Raw genomic sequence first — 25,285 nt, forward strand, 5'->3', positions numbered from 1 at the left:
CTTTCTGTCTCCGGGGCTTTCAACACAGCCAGGAGAGCCGTATGAACCATCCCGCCGAGCCCGACACGCAACTGGACCTGCTTGAGCACTACGTGAAGAAGATTCTCGCGGCGCCGGTCTACGACCTGGCGGTGCGCACGCCGTTGCAGCCGGCGCCGGCCCTGTCGGCGGCGCTGGGCAATCAGGTGCTGCTCAAGCGCGAGGACCTGCAACCGACCTTTTCCTTCAAGATCCGTGGCGCCTACAACAAGCTGGTGCAACTCAGCGACGAGCAAAAGCGCCGCGGGGTAATCACCGCTTCCGCCGGCAATCACGCCCAGGGCGTGGCGCTGGCGGCGCGGGAGCTGGGGATCAAGGCGACCATCGTCATGCCTTCCACCACGCCGCAGCTGAAGGTGCAGGGCGTCAGCAGCCGTGGCGCCGAGGCGGTGTTGCAGGGCGAGAGTTTTCCCTTTGCCCTGGCCCATGCCCTGCAACTGGCCGAGCGTAGCGGCCAGACCTTTGTCTCGCCCTTCGACGACCCGGACGTGATCGCCGGGCAGGGCACGGTGGGCATGGAGATTTTGCGTCAGTACTCCGGGCGCCTGGACGCAATCTTCGTCCCGGTGGGTGGTGGCGGATTGATCGCCGGCATCGCCGCCTATGTGAAATACCTGCGGCCCGAGGTGCGCATCGTCGGCGTCGAGTCCGAGCACTCCAACTGTCTGCAGCAGGCGTTGCAGGTCGGGGAAAGGGTGGTGCTGCCCAGCGTCGGCACCTTCGCCGACGGCGTTGCCGTGGCGCAGGTCGGCGCCCATTGTTTCGAGTTGTGCCGAGCGCTGGTCGATGAAGTGATCACGGTCAGCAACGACGAACTCTGCTGCGCGATGAAGGACATCTACGACGACACCCGCTCCATCACCGAGCCGTCGGGGGCGCTGGCGGTGGCCGGGATCAAGCAGTACGTGGCCCGCAGCGGGGCGCAGGGCGAAACCCTGGTGGCCATCGATTCCGGGGCCAACATCAACTTCGATCGCCTGGGGCAGGTGGCCGAGCGCGCGGCCTTGGGCGCGGTGGCGCTGGTGTAAGAACGGAGCAGGGCCTCTTGTAGCCGCTGGCGCAGCCTGCGCACGAGCGCGAAGCGCTCGCCAGCCGAACCACTGATACACCGCGTTGCCTGGCCTGGCGGCCACTGCATCGGAGTGCCGTCCAAACCGATCGCAGCCTGCGGCAGCGGCTCCATCTCCCGCGATGTAGCCGCTGCGAAGGTTATTCCGCGCGGGCCTTCTCGACCTTGTCCGCGGCGGACCACAGGCGGTAGCGCACTTCGACGTCCTTGGGGGCGTAGATCACGATTGGCAGCTTGCTGTTGTAGCGCAGCACGAAGCCTTCGCCGACCACCGGCACGAACGCCTGCTTGCTGGTGCCCTCGGGGCAGGCCATCAAGGTGCTCATCGGCCCGCTGACCTTGTCCAGGCGGTAGTAGGGGTAACCCCAGCCTTCCAGGTTCTTCTCTTCCAGGGTGCCGCCCAGGCGCTGACGGTTGCAGTCGACGGTCAGGGTCTTGCCGGCCAGGACCTCGACCTTGAAGTCCTCTTCCTTGGCCTGCTTGGGCAGGTGGATCACCTGACGCACAAAACCTTCTTCAGCCTTGGGGTAGGGCGCCACGTCTTCGAGTTTGGCCGCATGGCTCAGGGTGGACAGACCGCTCAACAGCACAGCGATGGCGGTGGAAACAGGAAAAAAGCGCATAAGGCCTCCTTGCAGGTTGATCGACGGCCTCCCAATGGAGGGAGCCGTTTGCTTGAAACGCCGGGCAGTTTGACTGGGGAACGCCCGGTCATGCAAACCGTGGCCCACTTCGCCGCGGCAGTTAACATGACGTTTTCCTTCAATACCCAGGGATAAGTCGATGATTTATAACGCATGAAAACGAGCGGGAGGACGGCATGCCTGTGTTCCATCCCCTATCGGCGAGAGGCCAGCATCGGGCTCGCAGGAAGCTCCTCCAGCGGACGAAAATCCCAGGACCGAGGGTGAAAAAAAGCCTCACTGCTCAGAGCAAAATAGAATTTAGTGGATGCGCCAATACGGCCTAGTCTAATGAATGGCTTTCTCTTCCAGGGAGGTTTAGTCACGCCGTACGCCGTATTTCGGGGGTGGAATCCCGAGACGATATTCTTGCCATCATTGAATGGCCACTGCACCAACGGAGAGATCTGCCATGTTCTTATCTGCCTTGGAACTGCGCAATATCATTGAATGCAGCTTCCTGCCCAAACGCTGCGAGTGCACCCTGAGCCCCGACCTGCACATGACTGTGAAAGTCTATGGCGACCATGAAACCGACCGCGTGGACCTGGTGGTCACCGGTATCGATGCGGCGAGCCTCAACGGCTGCCGGGAAATCAACGATTTGATCGCCGAGTTGCGCTACGACCTGGCGAATCATCCGGGAAGCCAGCCCATCGCCCTGAAATCCAGGGCTCATTGATCGGCGGCTTTGCCAATGCCTGTGTTGCTTGCCTGGCCTGGATAACCTCCGGGCCAGGCGCAACCTCGACCTTCACCGCTACCAGAACCCCTGCCTGAATCTCGCGGGACCGCCTGCAATCGAGACAATCCTGCGCGTGATCGCGATAGAGCAGGGCAGTCCTCAGTTCTGATAACTGCAAGCATCCGACAGCTTGCGGTAACTGATGGCTTCCAGCTTGCCCGCCTTGTCGATAAAGGTCATGTCCGCGGTGATCACCTTGCACTCCGGCGTCGCGGGCTCGGTCATCGACACCACCTTGGCCACCTTCAGCGGCATGCCATAGTGATAAGGCACCGGCTGCACCTGGGTCGTGTCCGCCTGAGCCAGACCCACGACCCCGGCAAACGCCAGGGCCCCGACCAGCAAAATACGCATGTTCATGAGCGTTCTCCGATAAGCCCGACAAAACCGCATCGAGCGCGCCGCGGAGGGCGACAGGGGATTCTGCGCTGCGCGGTCCTGTACAGTTTTGGGCGGCGGGATTAATCGGAGATTAAGTAGGGGGCTAATGAACTTTTGAGGTGTCGGGCTGATCAATCATCCCGGCTGGGGAAAAAGAGTTTGAGCTGAGATTTTCGGCAAAAAAGATTTTCATAGGGCAATTAGAACAATCAACGACTCAGCTTGAAAGGAAAAAAAGAAAGAGGTGGATGTGATGCCTTCCAAGCAGATGATATTTTCTCTGCTTCAGCTATCTGAAGTAGTGTCATTTTCTCCTTTATCTTAGGAAGAACATATTCGGCATCGTCTTTAGCTGTGCCACCACCATCAAGTTCAAGAAGAAGAGAAAGTAAGGCATAAGATTTTACTAGATCCAAAGAAAAACCTTGTTCCGGGTATTTTCCTGAAAGGGAATATCCATATCCGAATACACCTTCGGTATATCCCGTCTCTGCTGCCTTCTCGGTCCAGTTCCTGAAACCCTCTAGATCCTTTTTATTATAAAGAACTTCTGCATAATTCATCATTCCTCTGGGGTATCCACCCTCAGCAGAGGCTTTCATCCATCGTTCAACGGCCTCTGCACGGCTGGAAGACAGAAGAAAGAACCCTCCACCTTCCCTGTATTCGACTCCCAATAAATACTGCGCGAGCGCAAAACCATTCTCTGTCGATTGTTCGAGCCATTTCTTATCGGCAGTAAGCTCGTACATAAGATACATAGACTCAGCATTACCATTCGCAGCTTGCTCACCTGCATGCTGTTTAGCCATCTGCAGCCACTCCCTTGGCTCTTTACGGCTTTCAGGGCAGTTTCCCATGACTACGCAGAGATCATCGGCATTCCCGGCCAGCCGGATCATTGAATAGATATCACCTTGCAGGGCCGCTGCCTCGTAAGCACGTTGCGCTTCAGAGGTGATGTATCTTTTGCTCTTGCGAATTGTCTCACCTAAAAAATACTGTGACTCTGAATCACCAGCGTCTGCAGCTGCTCTTAGATAAGGAACTGCCGAAATGGCTTTGAACTGGTTGTATAGAACCAACCCTTGTTCTTTAGCTGTCTGCTGCTCCGCAGAAATCTGTGCATGAGCTTGGCTGAGAACCATCCACAAGATAACAGTAATGCAGTAAGGGACTCTCATAAGAGTTACTGGCTTAGCATGTCAGGAAAAAAAGATAGAGGTGGGTGGCTAGCCTTCCACTTTTTGGATGCTTCTATTGCTTCCTCTATTTGTTGTGGGGTCGTTTTTTTTGCAATTAGAGGGAGTTTGTATTCAACATTTTCTTGCATTCCACCGCCCCCGTCCAACTCCTTTAAAAGGTAGATGAGGGTATACCCTTTTATAGGGTCGAAAGGAAAGCCATAAGTATCGGGTTCATGGGCAAGATCAGAGCCATAACCATATACTGTCGGGGCATAACCAGTTAAAGCTGCTTTTTCATTCCACTGACGAAAGCCTTCTGTGTCACCCTTTTCAAACAATATGGCCGCATATTCCATCATCGCTTTTGGGTAACCACCCTCGGCGGATGCCTTAAACCACTTCTCAACTACTTCGGCACGGTTCCACGGAAAAAGAAAACCTTCACCCTGCTTGTACAGTATTCCCATCCAGTACTGGGCAATCGCATGACCGTTAGCAGCGGATTTTTCAAGCCAAGTGTTGTCTAGTGTAAGTTCGTACATTACATACATCGCTTCTGCATCCTTTGCAGAAGCTCGAGGTTCTGCAAGTTCTTTAGCTTTATTTAGCCAATCAATTGGACTCTTCTGTTCAATAGGACAGTCCTTTGCCACTTTACAGAGGTCATCCTTATCCCGGCCGAGTTGAATCATCGCGTATAAATTACCTTGAGATGCGGCCGCCTCATACCACTTTCTTGCCTCGGGACTCATGAAATGGTTCTTTTTTCTGAGTGATTCTGCCAAGAAGTATTGAGACTCATCGTCTCCTGCCTCAGCTGCAACAGTCAAAAAAGGAGCAGCCGAAATGGTTTTGAACTGATTGTATAGAATCAATCCTTGCTCTTTAGCGGTCTGCTGCTCCGGTGAAAGTCCCGCGTTCGCTAGACCGGAGAACAACAAGAAAATAGCAGTCACGATGGAAGGTATTTTCAAAAATTGTCTCCGGTCCATGTAAAAAGTGAGGGCGTTATTAGTGGTGAATGTCAATATCCAAGCTTGTCTGGAAAATACGAAATGGGCGGGTGAGAGGACTTCCATTTCATTGCAAACTCTTTTGCTTCTTCGATTTGGCTGGGCGTCATTTTTGCAGCAATTTCTGGAAGTACTTCTTCAAGGTAAGATTGAACATTTCCACCGCCACCATCCAAGTCAGATAGAAGAGAAGTTATTCCGTAGCCTTTTACAACATCATATGGAAAATCAAATCTTGACGGTGCATGAGCCAAATATGCCCCATAACTGCTTACACCGTCTTCCAGGCCTGCCTCGGCAGATTTTTTAATCCATTTCCGTACATCAGATAAGTCACCGCCATTTTCATATAAAAAAACTGCGTACTCCATCATAGCTTTGGGGTAACCATTTTCGGCAGACTTTCTTAACCATTCACCTACAACGTTATCTCGCTTCCAAGGCAGAAAGAAGCCTTCACCTTGCCGAATGCCAATTGCCATCCAGTATTGAGCAATAGCATGATCATGCTCTGCGGATTTTTCCAACCAGTCTTTATTTGATGTTACTTCATACATAATAAACATGGCTTCGGCATCGCCTTGCTCTGCTTTTGGCTTGGCCAAGTCTTGAGCATATTTTAACCATTCTGATGAGGTTCGTTTCCCTTCAAGACAGTTTTTTAAAAGTGCACACAGATCTCTTTTGCTGCGCCCTAGCCTAATCATGGAGTAAAAATCGCCTTGCTCTGCAGATTTCTCATACCATGATTGTGCTTCTTTGGTAATGAACTGATTAGCAAGGCGTAGCTCTTCTGCTAGATAGAACTGTGCTTCAGGATCTCCCGCCTCTGCGGCTAATCGAAGTTTATGTTCCGCAGATTTATATTGATTGAATAATGCAATTCCTTGTTCTTTAGTAGCCTGCTGTTCTGGTGAAAGCCCGGCATTTACCTGTCCGCAGAGTATTAGAGAAAGAGCTGTGGCAATGAAGGGCGTCTTCATAGGGTATGTTCAGTTAAATACTAAAAACCTAGTTTGGGAGGAAAGAAGGAGAGTGGTGGGTGGGTGGCCTTCCATTCTGCGGATTTTCTTTCGGCTTCGGTAATTTGCAAGCTTGTCATCTTTGATTCTATTTTAGGTAGTGTGTCATCCACAAACTTCTGTACGCCACCACCTCCATCTAGCTCTTTCAGAAGGGATATTAAGGCGTGGCCCTTAACTAAGTCGGTTTTGAAGCCTAAAGTGTCAGGTTCTACTGCTAGAAAATATCCATAAGCGTAAACGCCACTTTCATAGCCAGTTTTAGCTGCTTGTTCTAACCAGTAACGAGCTCCGGCCAAGTCACCTTCGCCTCTTAGAATGCCGAAGTACTCCATCATTGCTTTGGGGTTGCCACCCTCTGCAGCCTGTTTTAATAGGTCTTCAGTAGCTTGTGAACGTGCCCAGGGGAAAATAAAAAAACCTTCCCCTTCTTTATATCTGTTGGCTAGCAAGCGTTGCGCAGGGGCGTATCCAGCATCGGCAGACCTCTTTAGCCAGTCCAGTTCACCCTTGATGCTATACATCACGGCCATTGCTTCTCCATCACCTTTTTGTATCAGTGGCTCAGTAGTCTTCAGCAGCAACTTCATCCAATCATTGGGGGTATTTAGACCAGGAGGGCATTGTTTGATTACATTGCATAGATCGCTTTTAGATGTGGCGAGCCTAAACATTGCATAGTAGTCGCCTTGGATTGCGGAAGCTTCATACCACTTTTTAGCTTCAGGTGTGATGTACTGGTTCTGTTTTCTTATGTATTCGGCTAGGTAAAATTGCGACTCGCGATCACCTGCGCCAGCAGCAATACGCAATTCTGGCTCAGCAATTTTGTATTGGTTGAATAGCATGATTCCCTGTTTTTTTGCTAATGCTTCTTCTTTTGCTAGTGCGGCTAGTGTGTTATCTATAGATGCAAAAAAAATAAAAAAAGTTGAGAGCAAGGTAATGCTAAGTATTGATTTGATTTTTTTCATGTTACTCGCTCACTGTATATTTAACTGCACCGCGAGGTAGGAAGTCCCTACCGTAATGGGTCGTTCTCACACAGGTTCCGTCCAAACGGACGCCAAGTGTCTTGATGTGTGTTCTGTATAGACTTCTTACCTGGTCACTCTTTGGGTCTGTAAGTCGCTGTACTGCTTCGGACATGAAGTTGTCCATTCTCAACCTATTTTCGCAATAGGTCTGCTCTGCGTCTTCAATAGGTTTGACGCCAGATTCGTTCATGCTCATACATGACTCTTCAAATTGGGTTTGAACCAAATTGATAGTGTTTTTTTGCTTCGCTTCTACCAAGATCCATCCCAAGATCTGCTCTATTGCTTGTTGTTGAAGAAAGTGGCATTCATCTTTTGAGTATTCTTTTTTCGAGGATGAGGCATCTTTGTCGTCATATTCTGTTGTTTCGAACGACTTTGCTGCAGAGGTTAGCGTCATAAGCATTGGCCCAAGAGCCTGTGGGGTAGCATTAATAAACCACTGTCTAAGTTCCTCAGGTTTAGGGTAGTTCATTATTGCATGAGCAATTAAAGCTCCACGCCCCCCACCAGTTAGGGATTTGTATAATGATATGGCCATATCCCATCCCATCATATAGACCATGGCCACATTCATCCCGGCAGTACCGATAAAGTTGAGCTTGTCGATAAACTCAGATGCTTCACCTGTAACAAAGATCAGCCTCTTTCCCTGATTCTTATGCATCTCACGACGTATCAGGTTGATCAGTTCTGTTACCCCGTCGTACCCCACCTCAAACTCGAACTCCCCACCGCCACCGGCACCTACTATCAGTGATGCTTTGAGCCTCATGATAAAGCGGCCTTCGTGCAGCGAAATCGTTACGTCTGCGTTAGCGCCAGCGCCTAGGGAGCCGGTGAATCCCGCAGTGAGCCTTGCGAGGCTGAACCATTGGCTTGCCTTATTGGCATTGTCTTTACCGGACATACCGGGAGTCGGTGCAGTGCGCAGTAATACAACTTGCTGTGGGGGGGCCCAGTTCAAGGCGCCTGTCAGCAGAACTCCCGCCTGGACTCCGGCAAACAGGCTGAATTCGGCCTTGGCACCGTCTTCAACTTTCAAGGCACTAGTGGGATTGTCCTGCATGGGGGCGCTGCGTTGGGTGACCGCTATTGCTCGTTTTGCTTCTGGTCGTTCGGCATTTTCAATGGCTTGCAGGTTCATGCCGCCTCGAACATTGCCCGCGCCCAGTTCAATGCTTGATGACAGAAGCAACGATGCGCCGGCATAGCCCCATGCCCTGGCGCCCAGATGCAAGGAAAAGCGGCCGAGATTGAGCGTCTGAGGCTGGTCCTGGTAGTCCTGATAATTGAGTACGAACTCTTTTGCCCGACTGCGTTCCGGGAGGTCGACTTTTAAAAGTTCAACTTCACCACGCGCCAGATCAATGCCGAAGCTAGCTTCAGCAGAGGCCTTGAAACCATCGGCCAGCGTGAACTCGGGGCCTTCAAGCTTTAGCTCTTTGTGAATCATCGACTGTGCAGGAGAGAGGCACCTGATGAGCTGCGCCTGAGGGCTTCTATCGAAGAGCCTCAATTGACTGCGAACCTCACCCTTGAACAACAACTGGCGCAGCCGCAGACCCCATTCCTGCCTGACGGAGGCATCTTCAAGCGTACTGACCTTGTAGTTCTTGCTTTGCAGGTATTTATAGAAAAGTTCGACATCAAACCAGCCTTGGGTGTCAAACCAATTACTTTCCTGATCTTTGATCGCGACAGCGCCTTGTAGACGTAGCCATTCGTGGAATGAGTTGTCGGTTGTGTCTTTAGTGGACTTTTCGCTGCTGTTACCAGGAACTTTCACTAGATCTTCTTCGAGATCGGCTCCTATTTTGCTCAAGTCCTCTTTCACTACTTTTTTGATGCCTTCAAGGTTCAACAGGCTAAAGTGCTTCAAGGGCTTGTTCACGGCGCTCAGCAAACTGACTTCCCTCAATGGGAACCCTGCCTTTACCCGACGTTCTTCCGGTTTCGGTTCGAATTGCTCCGGCTCCCACAACAGGTGGCGGAGCGGGGTGGTTTTGGCCACGGCTGCTTCCGCTGTTGTACGCAAGGCAATTCTCGATTGCTGGAGGCGTTCCCATTCAGCCTGTTCGGCATCGATCAAACCAGAGGGGGCGGGAATGTTCTGACCGCTAGCGTCAATCCAGGCTTTGTATTTGCTGCGGATCCGCTCACTGACGTCATTTTGCTGTTGTTCCGTCTCCAGATAGGACTTGAACTGCTCAATGCCCGCTTCAATGGCGCCATTTTCCGGAATCAACGCGAATTCAGGCAGAGCCAGCCCGTAGTCAGCGACTTTCAGGATTGCGTCGATATAGGCGCTGAACTTCTTCTCCAGCCTCTTGCGTTCTTCAGCCTGCAATTCCAGATAGCGGCACATTTGTGCCTTGCCGTCGCTCGCGCAGTTGGTGGCATCCAAATAGAACTTTTTATTTTTCGCCAGATCGTCCGCACTGAGCGTGGTCAGTTCGTCGTCGTCAATCAGCTCTTTGCGAGCCTTCAGATAAGTTTGAACACGTTTGCGCGCTTCAAGTGCTTCTGGGGTGAACAAGTTGCCGTTTTCGTAGATGTAGCCCTCTTTTTCAGCCTGGGCTACAGCGATCTTCTTGAGCTTTTTCCACTCATGATGCAGACGCTGAAGAAGCATGCCTTCTTCGTGGGCTTTGAGAAACTGATCCTGTTGAGTGCTGGCCAGCTCGCGACTGAGGTAGGAGTTGGGTTGTTCTTTCGCCCCCTGAGCCTTGGCAGCGTACTCGGCTTCTCTTTTTGCCGCTTTGATGCGCATGGCCATGGTGGGTTGGTCGATGTAAGGCTCCTGTTTCTCGATCTCCAGCATGCGGCTGCGCTGCTCGCCTTCGAGGAAGTTGGCCAGTTTGGGTTCCAGGAAATACTCCAATAGCCCAAGCTTGTTCATGGCTCTCTGCCGCTCTTCGGGAGACTTTCCAGCTGAAAGATGATCCTCGAGTTCCTTCATAGCCTCCTTGATCGAAGTCGCCGCACGACCAGGAAGCAGGTAAAACATTTGCTCTTTGGTTGCGTAAATCACTTCCCCGAAAGTGGTTGAGCAAGGCGTTTTGACCTTTTCGAAGGAGGTCTCGCAACTCTTCGGCAGTTTAGGTTGCGGGTCCAGCTGTTTTGGCGGTTTGGCCACAGTCGTCTGAGCTGCCGGTTTGGGAGCGGCTTTCGATGCAGCAGAGGTATCAGATTCCATAAATGCTTCCATTCGTGCGGGGCGCGGTGAGGTTCATCAGGCGTCGCTGGCGAGTTGCTGCAGCTGTTCAACCTTGATGAACGACTCTTCCTTGGATTGCAGGACGGTCATGGCTTGTAGCCGGGTTTTAAACAGTGGCCCATTGACCACCGGGGCCAGCTTGAGCAAATGCCGGCCTTCATAAATCTGGTGTTCCAGCAGCACGTCGAGGTTCTCGGTGATGTCTGGCAGGCGTTCATCCTCGGGTTCGCCGAAGGCGGCGTATTGCTCGTCGACCCAGTACACCCAGCCCAGGCGTGCCTGGACCCTGGCAGTGTCGGCGGGGAGGTTGAAGGCTGGTCCATCGGCGTTCCAGGGCTGCTGGGCGTCGGCGCTCCAGGCCAGCCAGTGGCCATTCTGTGGGCCGAAATTGCGCGGGGCAGGGCTGTAGACGTTCTGCCAGGGGCCGAACAGCTGATTCGCGGTGTCGCCGGCGGTATAGACCAGGGCGGCCCATAGGCTGGCCTTGTGATAGCTCAGCAGGCTCTGGCCGCCGGAGCCGTCATTGGCCTTCAGCAGCCAGCGGGCGTGAGCCAGGGCCTTGGCGGGATCCTCGGCGGTGAGGGCGATGCCGGCGCCGTTCTCTGCGCACAGGCGCGCTGCTTCGGCGGCCAGGCGACTGCCCCAGGGGGCGACCAGCCATAGTGGGCCTTCGCTGGCCAGCTCGGCCAAGTCGGTATTGCCGAACAGCGGCTGGGTGTTCATCGGCTCGCCGACGCGATACAGGATCGATATGGCCTCGGGCTGGCGGCCGCGATCGATGATGAAGTACAGGCTCTGGCTGGAGCCCTCGCGGGGCAGTTGCTCGAAGGCATAACGCGGTGCGGTCAGCAGGGCGTTCATGGCGTTTACATGCATGTGCAATCCTTACGGCTGCAGGCGCCGTTGCTCTGTTTTCCGCACAGCGGGGTGATGCCCGACTCGTTGAGGCGGCTGGGCAGCGGGACTTTGCCGGCCTTGTCGTTATCGGCGAGTTTCAAAGGGCCCGGCAACAGCGGCGCCGCTGGCGTACCCACGCCCGGCGCGCCGCCGGAGTTGATCTTCACGTCGGCCCCGCTGATGGTCACGCCACCAGCATCGAGCTTCACAAAGCTGCCCCCGGCCTTGGCGGTGAGTTCGGCGCCGGCTTCCAGAACCACGATGTTTCCGGTCTTGTAGTGGATTTCCTGGCCAGCTTCGACGAATTGCGCGGTGCCGATGTTGGCGTGCTGGGTGACGGCCACGGTGAGGTGGTCGTTGGCGCGGATTTCGCTCTTGCGGTCGAGGTGGGTGATGCGGTGTTCTTCGGCCTTGAGTTCGGTGAGGGCGTTGGCCTCGACCGTGTCGTGGCGTTGGTTGCCGACGCGGATCCGCTGGTCGTGCTCGACGTTCTCGTCCCAGTCGCGCTGGGCGTGCAGGTAGATCTGCTCGGCGCCTTTCTTGTCTTCGATGCGCAGTTCGTTGTAACCCTTGCCGCCCGGCGAGCTGAGGGTCTTGAAGGTGCTGCGGGTCTTGTTCGCTGGCAGGTCGTAGGGGACCACGTTTTCCTTGTGGTACAGGCAGCCGGTGACCAGGGGCTGGTCGGGGTCGCCTTCGAGGAAGGTCACCAGCACTTCCATGCCGATCCGCGGGATGGCGATGCCGCCGTAGGCCTTGCCGGCCCAGCCGCTGGCGACGCGGAGCCAGCAGGAAGTGTTGTCATCGGCCTGGCCGTCGCGGTCCCAGTGGAACTGCACCTTGATCCGGCCGTACTGGTCGCAATGGATTTCTTCACCCTTGGGCCCGGTGACCACGGCGGTCTGGCTGCCCAGGGACTTGGGTTTCGGGTGTTCCAGCGGCGGGCGGTAGTGTGCGTCCCAAGGCGTGGCGAGGAAGCGGTTGCGGTAGCCCTGATGGAAATCGTCCTTGTTGCTGGTGACGTCGCTGGTGATGTTCTCGCCCAGCACTTGCGGCTGCTTGCCCTCGTGGATCACTTCCAGCAGCAGCCACAGGTCGTTCCATTCGCTGCGCGGGTGGGCGGCCAGGGTCAGGAAGTGGCCGCTGACCAGGCTTGGCTCGTCGCCTTTGCCTTCGGCCAGCTGGTAGTCGCTGCGGTGGCGTTCCAGGGCGCGGGTCGCCAGTTGCTTGCCGCGGGCCTGCTGGGTGAACAGGCCGGGGTAGTCGTAGTCTTCCAGGTCCGGCATGACCCCGGACTTGGCCGCGCCCTCGGGCAGCAGGCGCGGTTTCTCGAAGTCGTAGTCGCGGCGGCTGACGCGGCTGGTGCGGGTTTCCAGGCGCAGGTTGAAGCGCTTGATCACCGGCTGTTCGGCGGCCATGCCCGAGTCCTGCTGGTAGTTCACCGCCGCCAGTTTGCGGAACACCGTCTGGTCGTCGCCGAATACCAGTTTGTGGCCGCCGGCACTGTGCTGGAAGTGGAAGTGAATGCCTTCTTCTTCGCACAGGCGCTGGATGAAGTGCAGGTCGGATTCGTCGTACTGGGTGCAGTAGACCCGCTCCGGGTAGGTGGCGCCGAGCTGGAAACTGTAGGCGTCGGCCAGGATGCCGCGGGCCTCGAGGACCTGGGCGATGATCTTCGGCACGCTGAGGTGCTGGTAGATCTTCTGGTTGAAGTTGTGGCGCAGGTAGTTGAGCTGCGGAGTCAGGCTGATGCTGTAGCGGGTCAGCTTGCGCCCGGAATCGCCCTGGGCGATGCGGTACACCAGGCCGTGGATCAGGCCTTTACCGGTCGCGCCAAAAGTCAGGCAAGCCGGCTTATGCAGCAGTTCTTCGAGCTTGAGGTCGGGACGCGCGCTGACCAGTTCGATATCGAAGCAGAAGGGTTGATTGAGGGCTTCGCGGCCAACGAAACTGAGGACCTGAAGGTCGACCGAGGCGCCTTCGATCGTCAGGGAAATATGGGTAGCGTTAGCATCCAGCATGCCGTGAAATCCATCCATTGAATAAGCAGGGGGCGGATGGTGCAGGAATAAGCCGGTCGATTCAAGCCGAGGCCGCCGCGGCTTTCCGCCCGCCGGAACATTCAGAAATGTCCGCGATAACCATTACTTATGCCTGACAACCCATCCGGCTAACGCCCTACGGGCATCAGCGGAGTTGGCTGTAGGGGATACGCCGATGGCCGCTCAGGGATTCCCGTGGCGACGCGGGCCGGCGACGAGCTTTCGAGCAGCGAGCCAGCGCCGCAATCGCCGTCGGCCAGCTAGCCCGCAAGGGCGACACAGGCTGTCGCCGGGGGCAGGTCGTTGTCGCGTCAGGAACGCGGGGGCAACGGCGGCCGGTAGTAGCTCTGGAACCAATCGACAAAGCGTCCCAGGCCCTCGGCCAGGGGGACCTGAGGGCCGAAGCCGGTGACGTTCTCCAGGGCGCTGGCATCGGCGCAGCTGTTCAGCACGGTGCCGGGCTGCAACGGCAGGTACTCGACCTGTGCCTTGCGCCCGAGCAGTTGCTCCAGGGTGGCGACGTAGTCCTTGAGCTCCACCGAACGTTGCCCGCCGATATTGAACAGACGCCAAGGCGCCATGCTCGTGGCGGGGTCGGGGTGTTCGCGGTTCCACAAGGGGTTGCGCACCGGTGGCTTGCCCAGCAGGCGAACCAGGGATTCGACCAGGTCGTCGATATAGGTGAAGTCGCGCTGGTGCATACCGTAGTTGAACAGCTTCAGCGGACGGCCTTCGCAGATGGCCCGGGCGAACAGCACCGGTGACATGTCCGGGCGTCCCCAGGGGCCATATACGGTAAAGAAGCGCAGGCCGGTGGCCGGCATGTCGAACAGATGGCTGTAGCTATGGGCCATCAGCTCATTGGCCCTTTTGCTCGCGGCGTACAGCGACAGAGGATGGTCCACGGTGTCGCTGGCCTTGTGCGGCAGTTGATGGTTGGCGCCGTACACCGAACTGGACGACGCGTAAATCAGGTGTTCGGGCGGATAGCGCCGGCACATTTCCAGCAGGTTGAGAAAGCCGCCGAGGTTGTTGTGCAGGTAAGCCTTGGGGTTTTCCAGGGAATAACGTCCCCCGGCCTGGGCCGCCAGATTGATCACCACCTGCGGGCGAACCTGGGCGAACAGCCGGTCGAGGGCTTCGGTATCGCCGAGGTCGAGGCGGTACAGCGGGAACTGTCCCACCTGCTGCTCCACCCAGCGCACCCGGTCACGCTTGAGTTGCGGGTCGTAGTAGTCGTTGAAATTATCCACCCCGGTGACCTGATGCCCATCCTTGAGCAAACGCAGTGCGGTATGGGCGCCGATGAAGCCGGCGGCCCCGGTGATCAGGATATTCATGCGCAGAGCGCCCCCGGTACGCGCCAGGGCAAGCGACTGCCCGGGGGACACAGGCGAGCGATGTCCCGCGCGATGGCGAGGGCGACTGCTTGTACCAGGCCGACATGGCCGGTACCAAAAACGCTGACATCCAAGGGAGGAACCTCATCCGTGATGGGTAATGCGTGAGTTTCATGGCTCACTTTTTAAAGAACTGAATAGGTGCAAGTCCTTTACGCGTTCTTTTTTTGACACTACCACAGCATGGAGACGGTTAATTGGCGTTTTGCCGTGTTATATAAATGACGAAGGCGTTTTGTATAACCCTATTTAAGAAATAATACTGTTTAAAATCAATTAGATAATATGAATGAAAGGTTCATGAAAGCCTTGGGGCAATTCCTGGGTAACAAACCCGGCAGGGCAAATTAATCCGACGAGCGGTAGAGGTTTTTAACGAAAAAACTCATTTTTATCCTGGGCGCAGGCTTCCTTGGATCCAAAATCTCTCGAAGCGCCCAATGAATAGCGCCTTGGCCAAGAGCCTGGAGAAAGGCAAAGAGTGTTGGAAATGATCGCTTTATTCCAGGCGAGGGCAGCGCGTTGAAGGAGGGTGTTCAGAGCCAAAGACTGTAGCCGCTTCAGACTAAAGTCGGGTGTAGCCCGTCAAAGCCATCTGCCATCATTTGCGATCAACATTGATTTGATCAATTCACCTGGCCATAAATGATTCGCCAGATGGATTGCTATTGCCTTTCTTTCATCTGCTTTACCGATGCACTGCTGGAGCTTTTCATGCCTTTCCCTTTGCTGCACTCATTCCGACCGCTGCGTTATCCAACGGTGGGCCTCGGCGCCCTGTGCCTGTGCGCGGGTTTTACCGCCCGGGCCGAGGCCGCGGGTTTCTTCGAAGACAGCAGCGCCAAGCTCGAGTCGCGCACCATCTACTTCAACCGTGACTTCCGCGACGGCCATACCGGCAACGATCAGGGTGCCTCCAAGCGCGAAGAGTCGGCGCAAGGGTTCATTCTCAACCTGCAATCGGGCTACACCGAAGGCACCGTCGGCTTTGGTATCGACGCGCTGGGCATGCTCGGTTTCAAGCTCGACTCCAGCCCCGACCGCAGCAACAGCGGCCTGCTGCCGTCCAGCGGCCAGGACCCGCGGGGTTCCAAGGACCAGTACGCCAAGCTCGGCCTGACCGCCAAGGTGCGCGTGTCGCAGAGCGTGCTCAAGTACGGCGCGCTGCTGCCGGACCTGCCGCTGCTCAAGTACAACGACGGGCGCCTGCTGCCGACCATGTTCAACGGCGCCATGCTCACGTCCAAAGAGATCAAGGACCTGACGTTCACGGCCGCGCGGCTGGACAAGTACACCGCCCGGGACTCCACGGACGCCCAGGACATCCGTGTGCACTGCAAGAACAAGCGGTATGCCTGCAACATCACCGCCGACCATTTCGACATGTACGGCATCGACTACAGGTTCAACGACCGCCTGACCGGTCAGTATCACTACGCCGAGCTGGAAGACATCTACCGCCAGCACTTCATCGGCCTGCTGGCCAACCAGCCGCTGGGCCAGGGCGTGCTCAAGGCTGACCTACGCCTGCTCAAGAGCGCCGACAGCGGCGCCGAGCGCGCCGGTTCCATCGATAACCGCGCCCTGAGCGGCATGCTCGGCTACGCCATCGACGGCCACACCTTCAGCGCCGGCTGGCAGCGCATGAACGGCGACAATTCGATGCCGTACCTCGATGGCAGCAACCCGTACCTGGTCAACTATGTGCAGGTCAACGACTTCGCCGCCGCCCAGGAGCGTTCCTGGCAGTTGCGCTACGACTATGACTTCAAGGCCATCGGCATCAACGGCCTGAGCTTCCTGACCCGCTATGTCAGCGGCGACCATATCAAGGTCCCGGGCAGCGACCAGGAAGGCCGCGAGTGGGAACGCGACAGCGAACTCAAGTACGTGGTGCAGAGCGGCACCTTCAAGGACGTCAGCCTGCGCCTGCGTAACGCCACCTACCGCAGCAACTACGAAAAATACGCGCGGGACGTGGACGAGACGCGGCTGATCGTCAGCTACAACTTCTCGATTCTCTGACGTCGCTGCCGGAAGCTGAATCCGCGATCTGTCTGGATGAACGCATTGGCTGGTTTGCGACTGCTTCGCAGCCGATCGCAGGCTGCGCCAGCGGCTACAGGGTTTGCGGTGTCTGTGTAGCCGCTGCCGAGCCTGCGAGGCTGCGATCGGTTTGGGTGGCATTTCGACGTAGCGACCGCTAATTCTGAATCTGCGATCTGTCTGGAGAAACGCGTTGGCAGGCTTTGCGGCCGCTGCGCGCCCGATCGCAGGCTGCGCCAGCGGCTACAGGGTTCGCGGTGTCTGTGTAGCCGCTGCCGAGCCTGCGAGGCTGCGATCGACTACGCAGTAGTCGCGATCTGCACGCGGCCACTTCAGATAGATCGCGTTGCTGGCTTTTGCGGCTGCCTTGCAGTCGGTCGCAGCCTCGCGGAGTTCGGCAGCGGCTACAGGGCGTACGCAGGCCGGGGAGATGTGCGCAAGCGCCGTTCGGGCCGTTACAGCCAATGCCAGAAGCGGCTCCAGAAGCCGCGGTTCAACTCTTCCCGGCAGCTGGCGTATTGCTGGCCGTACAGGCTGGAACGGCTTTGCACCTTCATCGCCACGGTTTGCAGCCAGGGCTTGGCCGTATAGGTCTGCCGGCGGTAGCCGCCCCAGCCTTCGTGATAGTTCAGGTACTGGCGGTAGGCGTCCTGCTTGGTCACGCCGTTGACTCGTGTGGTCTGGTCCATGTACCAGCCGATAAAGTCGGTGGCGTCGGCGAAGTTGGTGCGGCTGGCCCAGTAGTTGTCACCCTTGCGCTGGTAGTCGCCCCAGACTTCGTCCTTGGCCTGCGGGTAGCCGGCCGCCGTGCTCACCCGACCCCAGGGAATCACCCACAACAGGTATTTGCGTGGCGGCAAGGCATCCTGCTTGAAGCTCGATTCCTGGTAGATGATCGACAGCGGCACCTGGATCGGCACCCCCCATTTCTCTTCGGTGGCCTTGGCGGCTTTGTACCAGTCGCTTTTCTCGCGAAAGATCTCGCAGATGTCGTTGGGGTTGGCCGGCGGCGAGGTCGCGCAGCCGGTCAGGATGAGGGGGAAGACTACGGCGGCACAGGCAAAGCGGGTCAAAGGCAAGGCTCTATTCGGGTCGGTGGGAGCGCCGCGTGGCGTTCCTGCGATCAGTTCAGTTGATGGCGATAGGGCAGGTCCGGTCCGGTCTTGCCACAGGTCAGCGCCGCGGCGCGGATGGCGAACCTGAGCATCTGATCGATCTGGTCCCGGCTCAAGCCCGCCACACCCTCCAACGAATCCAGCTGCCGTTCGGTCAGCCAGGCAATCAAGGCGGCCTGGAAGGTGTCGCCGGCGCCCACGGTGTCGGCCATCTTAATCGGCATGGCCGGCGCCGACCAGCGGCCATGCACCCGGCTGAACACCGTCGCGCCCTCTGCGCCGCGGGTCAGGAACACCAGCTGGCAGTGATGCTGCAGCCAGCCTTCGATCACGTGCTGCGGGTCCTGGTCGGGGTAAAGCAGGTGCAAGTCCTCGTCGCTGACCTTGATCAGGTCGGCCAGCCGGACCAGGGTGTCGATGCGTTGGCGCCACAGCTGGATGTCCGGGGCCGGGTTGAGGCGCACGTTGGGGTCGAGGCTGATCAGGCGCTGGCCGCGCTCGCGACGCACCAGCGCCAGCAGGGTGTCGCCGATCGGCTGCACCACCAGGGAAAACGAACCGATGTGCAGGCCGCGCACCCGGCTGTCGAGCGGCGGCAGGTCGCTGAGCTGCAACTGGCGGTCGGCACAGCCTTCGCCACGGAAGCTGTATTGCGGCGAGCCGTCGGCGCCCACCGCGACCATCGCCAGGGTGGTCGGCGCCTCGACGTGCAGCAGGTAGTCCTCGGCCACGCCTTCGTCGCGCAGCACCTGCAACAGGCGCCGGCCGAGGTAGTCGGTGGACAGCCCGGCGAACAGCGCCGCGTCCACGCCCAGGCGGCGCAGACCGACCGCGACGTTAAAGGGCGAACCGCCGGCGATGGCCTGGAAGTTGACCCGCGATGCCCGACCGCTGGCATCGTCTTCGCTGAAAAAATCGAACAGTGCTTCACCACAGACCAGATACATAGTCATTCGCTCTTCAAAAGGGTTGCCACATGCTGTTGGTAACGTTCATAGGCTTGCTGGTAGGCCGCGACATTGGCCGCTATCGGCAAGGTTTCGCTGCTTGCATCGAGCCTCACGCAGCGCTGGCACAATTGCGCCAGGCTCTGCGGCTGGCCGCTGCTGCGGGAATAGCACCAGGCCGCCTGGATCGCCGCGCCCAGGGCCGCGGCCTCGCTCTGCTCCGTGCAGACCACCGGGGTGTGCATGATATCGGCGACCATCTGCCGCCACAGCGGGCTTTTCGAACCGCCGCCGATCAGGCGGATGCCCTGGCTTTGCAGGCCGTTTTGGCGTAGCAGGTCCAGGCCGTAGCGCAGGCCGAAGGTGGTGCCCTCGACCACCGCGCGGCACAGGTTGGCCCGGGTCAGGTTGTCGGCGGTCAGACCCAGCAGGCTGCCGCTGGCATGGGGCAGGGCGGGGACCCGCTCGCCGTTGAGGAACGGCAGCATGCACACGCCCTCGGCACCGATCGGCGCCTGCGCCACCAGCTGGTTGAAGGCGTCGATATCCAGGTCGAACAGTTCGCGCACCGCGCCGGTGGCATTGGTCAGGTTCATGGTGCAGATCAGCGGCAGCCAGCCGCCGCTGGAGGAGCAGAAGGTCGCCACCGCGGCGTCCGCGCTGACCCGGGGTTGCTCGGCATAGGCGTACAGGGTGCCGGAGGAACCCAGGCTCATGGTGATCGCCCCGGGCTGGATATTGCCGGTGCCGATGGCCCCGAGCATGTTGTCGCCGCCACCGCTGGACACCAGCGCCCGCGGGTTGAGGCCCAGGTGCCGGGCGAGCTCCGGCAGCAGCGTGCCCACTGGCTGGTCGGCTTCGAGCAGTTCCGGCAAGGCGGCTTCCAGGCGGCCGTCGGGGTCGATGTGCCGGAGCAGCTCCAGGTCCCACTGGCGGCTGCGCACGTTGAAATAGCCGGTGCCCGAGGCATCGCCGTATTCGCTGCAGCAGCGGCCGGTCAGCCAGTAATTCAGGTAGTCGTGGGGCAGCAGCACATGGGCGATGCGCTGGAAAATCTGCGGATGCTGTTCCCGGGTCCACAGCAGTTTCGACACGGTGTAGCCGGGGGCAATCGCCACGCCGAGGCGTTCCAGGGAGCCCTGTTCGCCGCCCAGGTAATCCAGCAGGCGCTGGTTCTGCGGGGTGGATTCGGTGTCGCACCAGAGCTTGGCCGGGCGCAGCACCTGGCCCTGCTGGTCGAGCAGGACCAGGCCGTGCTGCTGGCCGGAGACGCCGATGCCGAGGATGTCCAGGCCGCTGACCCCCGCCGCCAATAACGCACGGCGGGTGGCCAGGGTGAACGCCTCGCGCCATTGCTCGACGTCCTGTTCGCGGCGGCCGTTGGCGCCGCTGATCAGGCTGTGGGGCGCCGCGCCCAGGCCCAGTACTGCACCGCTGGCGGCGTCGAGGACGATGGCCTTGGTGCCCTGGGTGCCGCAGTCGATGCCGAGGAAAAGCTGTTGCGTCGTCATGGATGAACCTGCACAAAATTAATCAAACCCACTGTAGCCGCTGCCGAGCCTGCGAGGCTGCGACCGGTTGCAGCGCAACCGCAAAACCTGCGTCCGCGATTTGCCTGGAGAAACGCGTTGGCAGGATTTGCGTCGGCTACGCCGCCGATCGCAGCCTTCGGCAGCGGCTACAGGTGCGACGGCGGTGTAGCCGCTGCCGAGCTCGCGAGGCTGCGACCGGTTTGGGCGGCATTCCGACGTAGCAATCGCAAAACCTGAGTCCGCGATCTGCCTGGGGAAACGCACCCGCGACAGGCAAGCATCAGCGGTCCCGGGCCAACACCCGCTCCAGGGTGCGGGTCACGCCGTTGTCGCGCAGGCTGCTGTAGCAGCGTTCGAAGGCTTCGACAAAGGCCGGCGAGTTGGGGATGGCGCTGCCGAAGATCTCCTCGACCGCCAGCAATCGCTGGCTGATCAGTGCGTCGTCCGCCACCAGCGCCTGGCAGAACGCGGCGCGCGGGTCGGGAATGCGGTAGGTGTCGCCGTTTTCGTCCACGCCCTTGAGGTACCGGGCCCAGGCGGCGACCACCAGGGCGGCGCGCTCGGTATCGCGGCCGTCGGCGATCAGGCGGTTGAGGGTCGGCACGCTGAACTTGGGCAGCTTCGACGAGCCGTCGGAGCAGACCCGCTCCAATTGGTCGGCAATCGCCCGGTTGGAGAAACGCGCCACCAGGGTGTCCTTGTAGGCGCAGAGGTCGATGCCCGGCACCGGCGCCAGTTGCGGGGTCACGTCCAGGTCCATGTAGGCGCGCATGTACGCCACGAACAGCGGGTCGGCCATGGTCTCGTGGACAAAGCGATAGCCCTTGAGGAACCCCAGGTAGGTCAGGGCCAGGTGGCTGCCGTTGAGCAGCTTGATCTTCATCTCCTCATAGGGTGTGACGTCGTCGGTGAATTGCACGCCGACCTTTTCCCAGGCCGGCCGGCCGCTGACGAACTTGTCTTCCAGCACCCATTGCGCAAAGGGCTCGCAGACCACCGGCCAGGCGTCGTCGATGCCGTGCAGGTCGTGCAACTGCAGGCGGTGGGCGGTGCTGGTCATCGGCGTGATGCGGTCGACCATGGCATTGGGGAAGCTGACGTGGGTGGCGATCCAGTCGCGCAGGTCGGCGTCGCGCTGCCCGGCGAAGGCCAGCAGCGCCTTGCGGGTCACCGCGCCGTTGTGCGGCAGGTTATCGCAGGACATCAGGGTAAAGGCCGGGACCCCGGCCGCCCGGCGCTGGGCCAGGGCCGCGCAGAGAAAACCGAACACGGTCTGCGGCTGCTGCGGGTGGGCCAGGTCGTGCCGGATCTGCGGCAGGTGGGCCATGAACTCGCCGCTGCTGTCGTCGATGCAGTAGCCACCCTCGGTGATGGTCAGCGAGACGATGCGGATCTGCGGGTCGGCCAGTTTGTCGATCAGCGCCTGGGCGCCGTCTTCGGCCAGCAGCATGTCGCTAATGGCGCCGATCACCCGCACTTCGGCGGCATCGCTGTCGCCCAGCTCGAACAGGGTGAACAGGTAATCCTGGCCGGCCAGGTCGTCGCGGGCCCGGCGGTCCTCGGCGCGCAGGCCGATTCCGCAGATGCTCCAGTCCAGGCCTTCGCCGGTGTTCATCAGGGCATCGGTGTAATAGGCCTGGTGCGCCCGGTGGAAACCACCCACGCCGATATGCACCATGCCTTGCCGGGTCTCGGCCAGGTCGTAGGCGGGCAGGCGGACTTCAGGGGCCAGGTGGTGGAGGTTGTGTCGGTTCAGTTTCATCGTTCGGTTCTCGTTCAGGCGGCGGCGCGCAGCGGCCTGGCCACGGCCACGCCGTCGGCATCGAAGAGGTGGCAGTGCTCGGCGTCCAGGTTCAGGCTCAACTGCTGGCCATAGGCGCTGGCCAGGTCGCCGCGGATGCGCATCGTCAGGGCCTCGCCGGAAGCGGTGAGGACGTGGCAGAAGGTGTCGCTGCCCAGGCGTTCGCTGACGTCGGCGGTGACCTGCAGGGTGCAGTCGCCGGGCCGGGCCAGCTCCAGGTGCTCGGGACGAATACCCAGGGTCACCGGGCTGCCGACGCTCAAGTGGGCGCCGCTCTGCGGCAGCTGGATGCGGGTGCCGGCCTCCAGCAGCACCTCGCAGCCCTGGCCATCGACCCGGCTCAGCCGGCCCTTGAGAAAGCCCATCTTCGGCGTGCCGAGGAAGCCGGCGACAAACAGGTTGGCCGGGCTGTGGTACAGCTCCAGCGGCGAGCCCACCTGTTCCACGCGCCCGCCGTTGAGCACCACCACCTTGTCGGCCAGGGTCATGGCTTCGACCTGGTCGTGGGTCACGTAGATCATGGTCGCCTGCAGCTCTTTATGCAGGCGCGCCAGCTCCAGGCGCATCTGCACCCGCAGCGCCGCGTCGAGGTTGGACAGCGGCTCGTCGAACAGGAAGATCTTCGGGTTGCGCACGATGGCCCGGCCGATGGCCACGCGTTGGCGCTGGCCGCCGGACAGCTGCTTGGGCTTGCGCTCGAGCATCGGCCCCAGCTCGAGGATGCGCGCCGCTTCGTCGACCTTCTGTTGCACCTCGGCTCTCGGCACGCCGGCCAGGTCCAGGGCGAAGGACATGTTCTTGCGCACGCTCATGTGCGGGTACAGGGCGTAGGTCTGGAACACCATGGCCAGGTCGCGCTTGGCCGGGCTGACCTCGGTGATGTCGCGGCCATCGAGTTCGATGGTGCCGCCGCTGACTTCCTCCAGCCCGGCGATCAGCCGCAGCAGGGTGGACTTGCCGCAGCCCGAGGGGCCGACGAAGACCACGAACTCCTTGTCGCGCACCTCCAGGTCGATGCCTTTGATGATGGAAAAACCTTCGAAGCCTTTTTGCAGATTGTTGATTTTCAGGTTGGCCATGACGGGCCTCCATGTTTCTGAATGTCGGTGTAGCCGCTGCCGCAGGCTGCGACAGGCACCGAAGGGGCCTCGGCGTCTGTGCGATCGCTGGCGAGCCTGCGGCTCGATCGCAGCCTTCGGCAGCGGCTACAGGTAGTGAGTCGTCTGGTTATTTCACGGCGCCGAAGGACAGGCCGCGCACCAGTTGTTTCTGGCTGATCCAGCCGAAGATCAGGATCGGCGCGCAGGCCAGGGTCGAGACCGCCGAGAGCTTGGCCCAGAACAGCCCTTCGGGGCTGGAGTAGGAGGCGATCAGCGCGGTCAGCGGCGCGGCGTTGGACGAGGTCAGGTTCAGCGACCAGAACGCCTCGTTCCAGCACAGGATCAGCGACAGCAACACGGTGGAGGCCAGCCCGCCCTTGGCGATCGGCAGCAGCACCCGGAGCATTTCCTGGCCCAGGGTCGCGCCGTCCAGCCGCGCGGCCTCGAGGATGTCCCGGGGGATGTCCTTGAAGTAGGTGTAAATCATCCAGACCACGATCGGCAGGTTGATCAGGGTGTAGATCGCGATCAGCGCGATGCGCGTGTCCAGCAGGCCAAAGCTCTTGGCCAGCAGGTAGATCGGCATCAGCACGCCCACCGGCGGCAGCATCTTGGTCGACAGCATCCACAGCAGGGTGCGCTTGGTGTTGCGGGTTTCGTAGAAGGCCATGGAGTAGGCCGCCGGTACCGCGATCAGCAGGCACAGGGCGGTGGCGCTGAAGGAGATCACCACCGAGTTCCAGGCGAAGGCGAAGTAGTTGCTGCGCTCGTTGATGTGCAGGTAGTTCTCCAGCGTCGGCGTGAAGATGAACTGCGGCGGCGTGGCAAAGGCGTCGATTTCGCTCTTGAAGCTGGTCAGCAGCATCCAGAAGATCGGGAAGAAGATCAGGATCGCGATGGCCCAGGCCAGGGTGCCGAGCAGCAGGCTTTGCAGGCGGCGGGATTGTTGCAGGGTCATGGCGCGCACCTCAGGGCTTGTCAGTCAGGTTTTTGCCGAGCATCCGTACCAGGATGATCGCGGCGATATTGGCGATGACCACGGCGATCAGGCCGCCGGCCGAGGCCATGCCCACGTCGAACTGCACCAGCGCCTGGTTGTAGATCAGGTAGGCGAGGTTGGTCGAGGCGTAGCCCGGGCCACCGTTGGTGGTGGTGAAGATTTCGGCGAACACCGAGAGCAGGAAGATGGTCTCGATCATCACCACCACCGCGATCGGCCGCGCCAGGTGCGGCAGGGTCAGGTGCCAGAAGATCGCGATGGCCCCGGCGCCATCCAGGCGCGCGGCTTCCTTCTGTTCCTGGTCCAGCGACTGCATGGCGGTCATCAGGATCAGGATCGCGAACGGCAGCCACTGCCACGAGACAATGATGATGATCGACAGCAGCGGGTAGTGGGCCAGCCAGTCCACCGGCTGGGCGCCGAACAGCTTCCACACGGCGGCGAGAATCCCCGACACCGGGTGGAAGATCAGGTTCTTCCAGATCAGCGCGCCCACCGTGGGCATGATGAAGAACGGCGAGATCAGCAGCACCCGGACAATGCCGCGGCCGAGGAACTCGCTGGCCTCCAGCAGGGCGCTGATCAGTACCCCGAACACCACGCTGATCAGCAGTACGCTGCCGACCAGCAACAGGGTGTTGGCGGCCCCGGGCAGGAAGCCCGAGTCGGTGAGGAAGTAGCTGAAGTTCTCCAGGCCGACGAACTGGTTCTCGCCGGGGTACAGCAGGTTGTAGCGGATCAGCGAGAAGTACAGGGTCATGCCCAGCGGCACGATCATCCACAGCAGCAACAGCGCCACCGAGGGGCTGACCAGGAACCAGCCGGGGTTGAGCAGGCGGCGCTTGCGCGCGGCCCGGGGTATTTGCAGATGAGCGTTGGCAGTCGAGGTATTCATGGCGATCACAACCGTTCAGGTGTGTTTTCTGTGCAGGAGCGAGGCTTGCCCGCGACGAACGATGACGCGCTTATCGGACAGACCGCGGTGCGGCTATCGCGGGCAAGCCTCGCTCCT

The 25,285-nt window shown here is 59.3% G+C and carries 19 protein-coding genes and 1 pseudogene; 3 read left to right on the forward strand and 17 right to left on the reverse strand.

Translation table 11 applies throughout. The features are described from left to right. Positions 1 to 41: 41 nt before the first annotated feature. A pseudogene (ilvA, locus tag CXQ81_RS17065) lies at positions 42 to 1,049 on the forward strand (threonine ammonia-lyase, biosynthetic); the annotation flags it as partial. A 199-nt stretch (positions 1,050 to 1,248) separates the two neighbouring features. Here the strand turns inward: ilvA and eco are convergent. Continuing rightward, entirely contained in the window at positions 1,249 to 1,731 is a 483-nt protein-coding gene (gene eco / locus CXQ81_RS17070) for a serine protease inhibitor ecotin (protein WP_087091025.1), read from the reverse strand. A 472-nt stretch (positions 1,732 to 2,203) separates the two neighbouring features. On the opposite strand from eco, the gene CXQ81_RS17075 reads away from it, so the two are divergent. Further along, positions 2,204 to 2,473, forward strand: a complete 270-nt coding sequence (locus CXQ81_RS17075; RefSeq protein WP_007926398.1) for a DUF1652 domain-containing protein — start codon at positions 2,204 to 2,206, stop codon at positions 2,471 to 2,473. A gap of 162 nt (positions 2,474 to 2,635) precedes the next feature. Here the strand turns inward: CXQ81_RS17075 and CXQ81_RS17080 are convergent, their stop codons facing one another. From CXQ81_RS17080 to CXQ81_RS17120, 9 genes are all read right to left on the reverse strand, one after another. Beyond that, positions 2,636 to 2,896, reverse strand: coding sequence for a DUF2790 domain-containing protein (locus CXQ81_RS17080; RefSeq protein ID WP_101337914.1), 261 nt, complete (start codon positions 2,894 to 2,896; stop codon positions 2,636 to 2,638). A gap of 230 nt (positions 2,897 to 3,126) precedes the next feature. Continuing rightward, positions 3,127 to 4,101: a tetratricopeptide repeat protein gene (locus tag CXQ81_RS17085; protein ID WP_101337915.1), complete on the reverse strand. Its 975-nt coding sequence runs from the start codon at positions 4,099 to 4,101 to the stop codon at positions 3,127 to 3,129. Positions 4,102 to 4,106: 5 nt separating this feature from the next. Then, on the reverse strand, positions 4,107 to 5,078 hold the full coding sequence (locus CXQ81_RS17090; protein ID WP_101339429.1) for a tetratricopeptide repeat protein: 972 nt from the start codon (positions 5,076 to 5,078) through the stop codon (positions 4,107 to 4,109). Positions 5,079 to 5,128: 50 nt separating this feature from the next. Further along, positions 5,129 to 6,100: a tetratricopeptide repeat protein gene (locus CXQ81_RS31225; RefSeq protein ID WP_178081064.1), complete on the reverse strand. Its 972-nt coding sequence runs from the start codon at positions 6,098 to 6,100 to the stop codon at positions 5,129 to 5,131. A gap of 20 nt (positions 6,101 to 6,120) precedes the next feature. Beyond that, entirely contained in the window at positions 6,121 to 7,113 is a 993-nt protein-coding gene (locus CXQ81_RS17100; protein ID WP_101337917.1) for a tetratricopeptide repeat protein, read from the reverse strand. Position 7,114: 1 nt separating this feature from the next. Further along, positions 7,115 to 10,375: a hypothetical protein gene (locus tag CXQ81_RS17105; RefSeq protein WP_101337918.1), complete on the reverse strand. Its 3,261-nt coding sequence runs from the start codon at positions 10,373 to 10,375 to the stop codon at positions 7,115 to 7,117. Between the two features lie 36 nt (positions 10,376 to 10,411). Then, positions 10,412 to 11,272: a DUF4123 domain-containing protein gene (locus tag CXQ81_RS17110; protein ID WP_101337919.1), complete on the reverse strand. Its 861-nt coding sequence runs from the start codon at positions 11,270 to 11,272 to the stop codon at positions 10,412 to 10,414. After that, entirely contained in the window at positions 11,263 to 13,311 is a 2,049-nt protein-coding gene (locus tag CXQ81_RS17115; RefSeq protein ID WP_101337920.1) for a type VI secretion system tip protein VgrG, read from the reverse strand. Before CXQ81_RS17115 ends, CXQ81_RS17110 begins: the two co-directional genes overlap by 10 nt. Before the next feature lie 332 nt (positions 13,312 to 13,643). Next, complete coding sequence (locus tag CXQ81_RS17120) at positions 13,644 to 14,672, reverse strand: NAD-dependent epimerase/dehydratase family protein (protein WP_101337921.1); 1,029 nt, start codon at positions 14,670 to 14,672, stop codon at positions 13,644 to 13,646. Between the two features lie 774 nt (positions 14,673 to 15,446). On the opposite strand from CXQ81_RS17120, the gene CXQ81_RS17130 reads away from it, so the two are divergent. Further along, the gene (locus CXQ81_RS17130; protein WP_101339430.1) at positions 15,447 to 16,757 is read left to right on the forward strand and encodes an OprD family porin; all 1,311 of its coding nucleotides are present in this window, start codon (positions 15,447 to 15,449) and stop codon (positions 16,755 to 16,757) included. A gap of 476 nt (positions 16,758 to 17,233) precedes the next feature. Here CXQ81_RS17130 and CXQ81_RS17135 read toward each other — a convergent pair whose 3' ends face one another. From CXQ81_RS17135 to CXQ81_RS17165, 7 genes are all read right to left on the reverse strand, one after another. Next, complete coding sequence (locus CXQ81_RS17135) at positions 17,234 to 17,851, reverse strand: hypothetical protein (RefSeq protein ID WP_087091019.1); 618 nt, start codon at positions 17,849 to 17,851, stop codon at positions 17,234 to 17,236. A 50-nt stretch (positions 17,852 to 17,901) separates the two neighbouring features. Beyond that, entirely contained in the window at positions 17,902 to 18,840 is a 939-nt protein-coding gene (locus CXQ81_RS17140; RefSeq protein WP_101337923.1) for a carbohydrate kinase, read from the reverse strand. 2 nt (positions 18,841 to 18,842) lie between these two features. Further along, positions 18,843 to 20,351 carry a xylulokinase gene (xylB, locus tag CXQ81_RS17145; RefSeq protein WP_101337924.1) on the reverse strand — a complete coding sequence of 503 codons (1,509 nt, stop codon included), beginning with the start codon at positions 20,349 to 20,351 and terminating at the stop codon, positions 18,843 to 18,845. Between the two features lie 301 nt (positions 20,352 to 20,652). Further along, positions 20,653 to 22,134, reverse strand: a complete 1,482-nt coding sequence (locus tag CXQ81_RS17150; protein WP_101337925.1) for a mannitol dehydrogenase family protein — start codon at positions 22,132 to 22,134, stop codon at positions 20,653 to 20,655. A 14-nt stretch (positions 22,135 to 22,148) separates the two neighbouring features. Next, positions 22,149 to 23,252, reverse strand: coding sequence for an ABC transporter ATP-binding protein (locus CXQ81_RS17155; RefSeq protein WP_101337926.1), 1,104 nt, complete (start codon positions 23,250 to 23,252; stop codon positions 22,149 to 22,151). 148 nt (positions 23,253 to 23,400) lie between these two features. Then, the gene (locus CXQ81_RS17160; protein WP_009043804.1) at positions 23,401 to 24,231 is read right to left on the reverse strand and encodes a carbohydrate ABC transporter permease; all 831 of its coding nucleotides are present in this window, start codon (positions 24,229 to 24,231) and stop codon (positions 23,401 to 23,403) included. Between the two features lie 10 nt (positions 24,232 to 24,241). Further along, complete coding sequence (locus tag CXQ81_RS17165; protein WP_101337927.1) at positions 24,242 to 25,168, reverse strand: carbohydrate ABC transporter permease; 927 nt, start codon at positions 25,166 to 25,168, stop codon at positions 24,242 to 24,244. Positions 25,169 to 25,285: the final 117 nt, after the last annotated feature.

The sequence above is a fragment of the Pseudomonas sp. 09C 129 genome (genome assembly GCF_002843625.1).
Lineage (GTDB): Bacteria > Pseudomonadota > Gammaproteobacteria > Pseudomonadales > Pseudomonadaceae > Aquipseudomonas > Aquipseudomonas chlororaphis.

Excerpts from the sequence above, each read along its gene's own strand:
- eco (WP_087091025.1), bottom strand. The coding sequence starts at position 1,731 with ATGCGCTTTTTTCCTGTTTCCACCGCCATCGCTGTGCTGTTGAGCGGT.
- CXQ81_RS17075 (WP_007926398.1), top strand. The coding sequence starts at position 2,204 with ATGTTCTTATCTGCCTTGGAACTGCGCAATATCATTGAATGCAGCTTC.
- CXQ81_RS17080 (WP_101337914.1), bottom strand. The coding sequence starts at position 2,896 with ATGAACATGCGTATTTTGCTGGTCGGGGCCCTGGCGTTTGCCGGGGTC.
- CXQ81_RS17085 (WP_101337915.1), bottom strand. The coding sequence starts at position 4,101 with ATGAGAGTCCCTTACTGCATTACTGTTATCTTGTGGATGGTTCTCAGC.
- CXQ81_RS31225 (WP_178081064.1), bottom strand. The coding sequence starts at position 6,100 with ATGAAGACGCCCTTCATTGCCACAGCTCTTTCTCTAATACTCTGCGGA.
- CXQ81_RS17100 (WP_101337917.1), bottom strand. The coding sequence starts at position 7,113 with ATGAAAAAAATCAAATCAATACTTAGCATTACCTTGCTCTCAACTTTT.
- CXQ81_RS17105 (WP_101337918.1), bottom strand. The coding sequence starts at position 10,375 with ATGGAATCTGATACCTCTGCTGCATCGAAAGCCGCTCCCAAACCGGCA.
- CXQ81_RS17110 (WP_101337919.1), bottom strand. The coding sequence starts at position 11,272 with ATGCATGTAAACGCCATGAACGCCCTGCTGACCGCACCGCGTTATGCC.
- CXQ81_RS17115 (WP_101337920.1), bottom strand. The coding sequence starts at position 13,311 with ATGCTGGATGCTAACGCTACCCATATTTCCCTGACGATCGAAGGCGCC.
- CXQ81_RS17120 (WP_101337921.1), bottom strand. The coding sequence starts at position 14,672 with ATGAATATCCTGATCACCGGGGCCGCCGGCTTCATCGGCGCCCATACC.
- CXQ81_RS17130 (WP_101339430.1), top strand. The coding sequence starts at position 15,447 with ATGCCTTTCCCTTTGCTGCACTCATTCCGACCGCTGCGTTATCCAACG.
- CXQ81_RS17140 (WP_101337923.1), bottom strand. The coding sequence starts at position 18,840 with ATGTATCTGGTCTGTGGTGAAGCACTGTTCGATTTTTTCAGCGAAGAC.
- xylB (WP_101337924.1), bottom strand. The coding sequence starts at position 20,351 with ATGACGACGCAACAGCTTTTCCTCGGCATCGACTGCGGCACCCAGGGC.
- CXQ81_RS17150 (WP_101337925.1), bottom strand. The coding sequence starts at position 22,134 with ATGAAACTGAACCGACACAACCTCCACCACCTGGCCCCTGAAGTCCGC.
- CXQ81_RS17155 (WP_101337926.1), bottom strand. The coding sequence starts at position 23,252 with ATGGCCAACCTGAAAATCAACAATCTGCAAAAAGGCTTCGAAGGTTTT.
- CXQ81_RS17160 (WP_009043804.1), bottom strand. The coding sequence starts at position 24,231 with ATGACCCTGCAACAATCCCGCCGCCTGCAAAGCCTGCTGCTCGGCACC.
- CXQ81_RS17165 (WP_101337927.1), bottom strand. The coding sequence starts at position 25,168 with ATGAATACCTCGACTGCCAACGCTCATCTGCAAATACCCCGGGCCGCG.